Annotated in this window: 3 protein-coding genes; all 3 read left to right on the top strand. The window is 57.0% G+C overall.

All coding sequences use genetic code 11. From position 1 onward, the window contains the following. Positions 1 to 600: polysaccharide biosynthesis protein (locus ACLP2E_RS21295; protein ID WP_442467050.1), on the top strand; the 600-nt coding region annotated here is incomplete at its 5' end. Positions 601 to 615: 15 nt separating this feature from the next. Beyond that, positions 616 to 1,740, top strand: coding sequence for a non-hydrolyzing UDP-N-acetylglucosamine 2-epimerase (wecB, locus tag ACLP2E_RS21290; protein ID WP_442467049.1), 1,125 nt, complete (start codon positions 616 to 618; stop codon positions 1,738 to 1,740). A gap of 126 nt (positions 1,741 to 1,866) precedes the next feature. Continuing rightward, a partial coding sequence (locus tag ACLP2E_RS21285) for a glycosyltransferase family 4 protein (protein WP_442467048.1) occupies positions 1,867 to 2,950 on the top strand: 1,084 nt, incomplete at its 3' end.

Genomic DNA, 2,950 nt, shown 5'->3' with positions numbered 1-2,950 from the left:
AAAGCACTCATGGAGAAGATAACAGTAGCCAAGTCGCGGCACGTATCTTCGGAACGAACGGTTCTATGCGCAACCCGGTACGGGAACGTCATGGCCTCGCGTGGATCGGTTATTCCACTTTTCGTTTCACAGATCAAGCACGGTAGGCCGCTGACGGTGACCGATCCGCAGATGACTCGCTTTCTGATGTCACTTGATCAGTCAGTCGAGCTTGTCCTGTTCGCATATAAAAGGGCAGCTCAGGGAGATATCTTTGTCCAGAAGGCTCCTGCCAGCACGATCGAGACGCTTTTTCTGGCGCTGATGAAGATTTTCAATAAGACGGTCGATGTCAAGATCATCGGGACCCGGCACGGTGAAAAGAAGGCCGAGTGTCTTGTATCGCGAGAGGAAATGGCGCGTGCAATGGACCTCGAAGAATTCTATCGTATTCCGGCGGATGATCGAGATTTGGACTATTCAAAATACTTTGTCACCGGCGAAAAGGAAGTGTCGAATTTGGAGGACTACACGTCCAATAACACGCAGATTCTCAACGTTGGCGAAACAGTCAATCTGTTATTGAATCTAGATTACATAAAGAACGAATTGAAGAGCTGAATTGGGGGCGATGTATTGCGCAAGGTTATGACGATTGTAGGCACGCGGCCTGAATTGATCAAAATGTGCTGCGTCATCGAGCGGCTTGATAGGGAGACCGATCACGTTTTGGTCCATACCGGTCAGAATTACGACTATGAACTGAACCAAGTCTTTTTTGACGACCTTGACATCCGAAGGCCCGACCACTTCTTGAGTATTGCGGGACAGACCACAGCCCAAACCATCGGAAATGCGATCGTCAGGGTGGATGAAGTGCTGGAGCTCGAAAAGCCCGACGCCTTTATGATTTACGGTGACACCAACTCTGGCTTGGCTGTCATCGCCGCCAAGCGCCGCAAAGTGCCGATCTTCCATATGGAAGCGGGAAACCGTTGTTTCGACCAGCGCGTTCCGGAAGAGCTCAACCGTAAGGTCATCGATCACCTCGCTGACGTGAACATGGTGCTGTCCGAGCACGCGAGGCGTTACCTTCTCGCGGAGGGCCTGCCCGGCGAGCGGATTTTCAAGACCGGCTCGCATCTCGACGAGGTTTTCCAGCGATTCCTGCCGAAAATTGAGGCGTCCACGGCGCTCAAGGCGCTCGAGTTGGAGAAGGGCGGCTATTTCCTCGTGAGCAGCCATCGCGAAGAGAATGTTGACGACCCAGGCCGCTGCCGGGCGCTGATCGGAACACTAAACGCACTTGCCGATTCTTATCAGGTGCCGATCATTTTCTCGACGCATCCTCGGACGCGCAGCCGGCTCGACGCGATCGACGGGATGCGCGTTGATCCCTTGGTGCGGTTCTTGCGGCCGTTTGGGTTCTCCGACTATGTACGCCTGCAGAGGGACGCGAAATGTGTGCTGTCCGACAGCGGCACCATCACCGAGGAAGCGTCCTTGTTGGGGCTGCGCGCAGTCAACCTGCGCGATGCACACGAGCGGCCCGAGGGCATCGACGCGGGAGTTCTCATCATGTGCGGCGTTCGACCCGAGGCCGTGCTCGACGCCGTGAGGGTGACCTTGGCGCGTAGGCCGGCGCAGGAAAGGAAAGCCGGTGTGGTGGACGACTACTTCGGAGGATGCGTCTCCGAAAAAGTGGTCAACATCGTGTTGAGCTATATCGACTACGTCAACCGAACGGTGTGGTCGAAATGATGTCGCGACAAAATGACGTCCCGACACGGTGACGGCGCAGTTGTACGGGCTGGGGCAGACGGTCGTTGAATTATTCCTCCGACGTGCGGGGTGATGCGAGTGAGTGGAGGAGATGCGTCGCGGCGAATGAAGATTCTTTACGTTTGTTTTCCGTACAGCGTTCATGCCGCGCGATGGACGCGACTGCTCGATGGCGCTGGGCACGACATTCATGTGTTCCCGTCGCAGGCAAATCACCACCTGCACGAAGATTTCCGAGACGTTACGTTCTGGCCGGTTTCCGATCTCGCCTTCGATGTCGGCAGCCGGCCGATTCGGATAGGCACACTGCCCGAGATGCCGCCATCTAGCCCAGAGACGCGGCTCGCCGCCCTGATGGCCGTCGGTCAGTTCGACATCGTCCATTCGCTCGAGTTTCAGCACGCCGGTTACATGACCCTCAAGGCGTTGGCGGAAGTTCCACATAGACGTCCGATCTGGATCGCGACGAACTACGGCTCCGACATTTCGCTCCTTGGCGGTTCACCCGAACATGCAGCCCGCATTCGCGAGATCGTGTCGGAATGCGACTACTACTCAGCTGAATGTCGTCGGGACGTCGAACTGGCGCGCAGGTTCGGATTGCGCAAGCCGGTTTTCGCTGTTTGCCCAAACAGCGGAGGAATCGACATGGAGTTGACGGCCCAGTTGCGACCCCCCGGCCCGACGTCCACCAGGCGCGTGATTGCCGTCAAGGGATACCAGCATTTCGCTGGCCGCGCATTGACCGCCCTCCAGGCCATCGACCACGTCAGGGAGCGTTTGGGCGATTATCGCGTATGCATATTCTCGCCATTCCCCAAGGTGCGGCAGGAAGCGGAGCGTCTTCGTTCTCAACGAGGCGTCGACGTAGAGTGCCTGCCTGAGCACGTCCCGCATGCAGAGATCCTTCGATTGCACGGCAGCGCGCGCGTATCGATGGCCATAAGCGTAGGCGACGGCATAAGCACCGCGCTGCTGGAGGCAATGGCGATGGGCTCTTTTCCCATACAAACCTGCACCGCCTGTGCAGACGAATGGATTGTCGACGGGAAAAGCGGATTCATTGTTCGCCCGGATGATATCGAGCAAATCGCCGATCGCCTCTTGAGGGCGCTGGACGATGACGAACTGGTCGACAGCGCCGCAAGTCTCAATTTTGACCGGATCTCCACTTTCGCCAGCCGGGAGG

Origin of the sequence: Rhodoblastus sp. (assembly GCF_052145335.1) — a bacterium.
Taxonomy (GTDB): domain Bacteria; phylum Pseudomonadota; class Alphaproteobacteria; order Rhizobiales; family Beijerinckiaceae; genus Rhodoblastus.
This window is presented reverse-complemented; position numbering and strand designations above follow the sequence as displayed.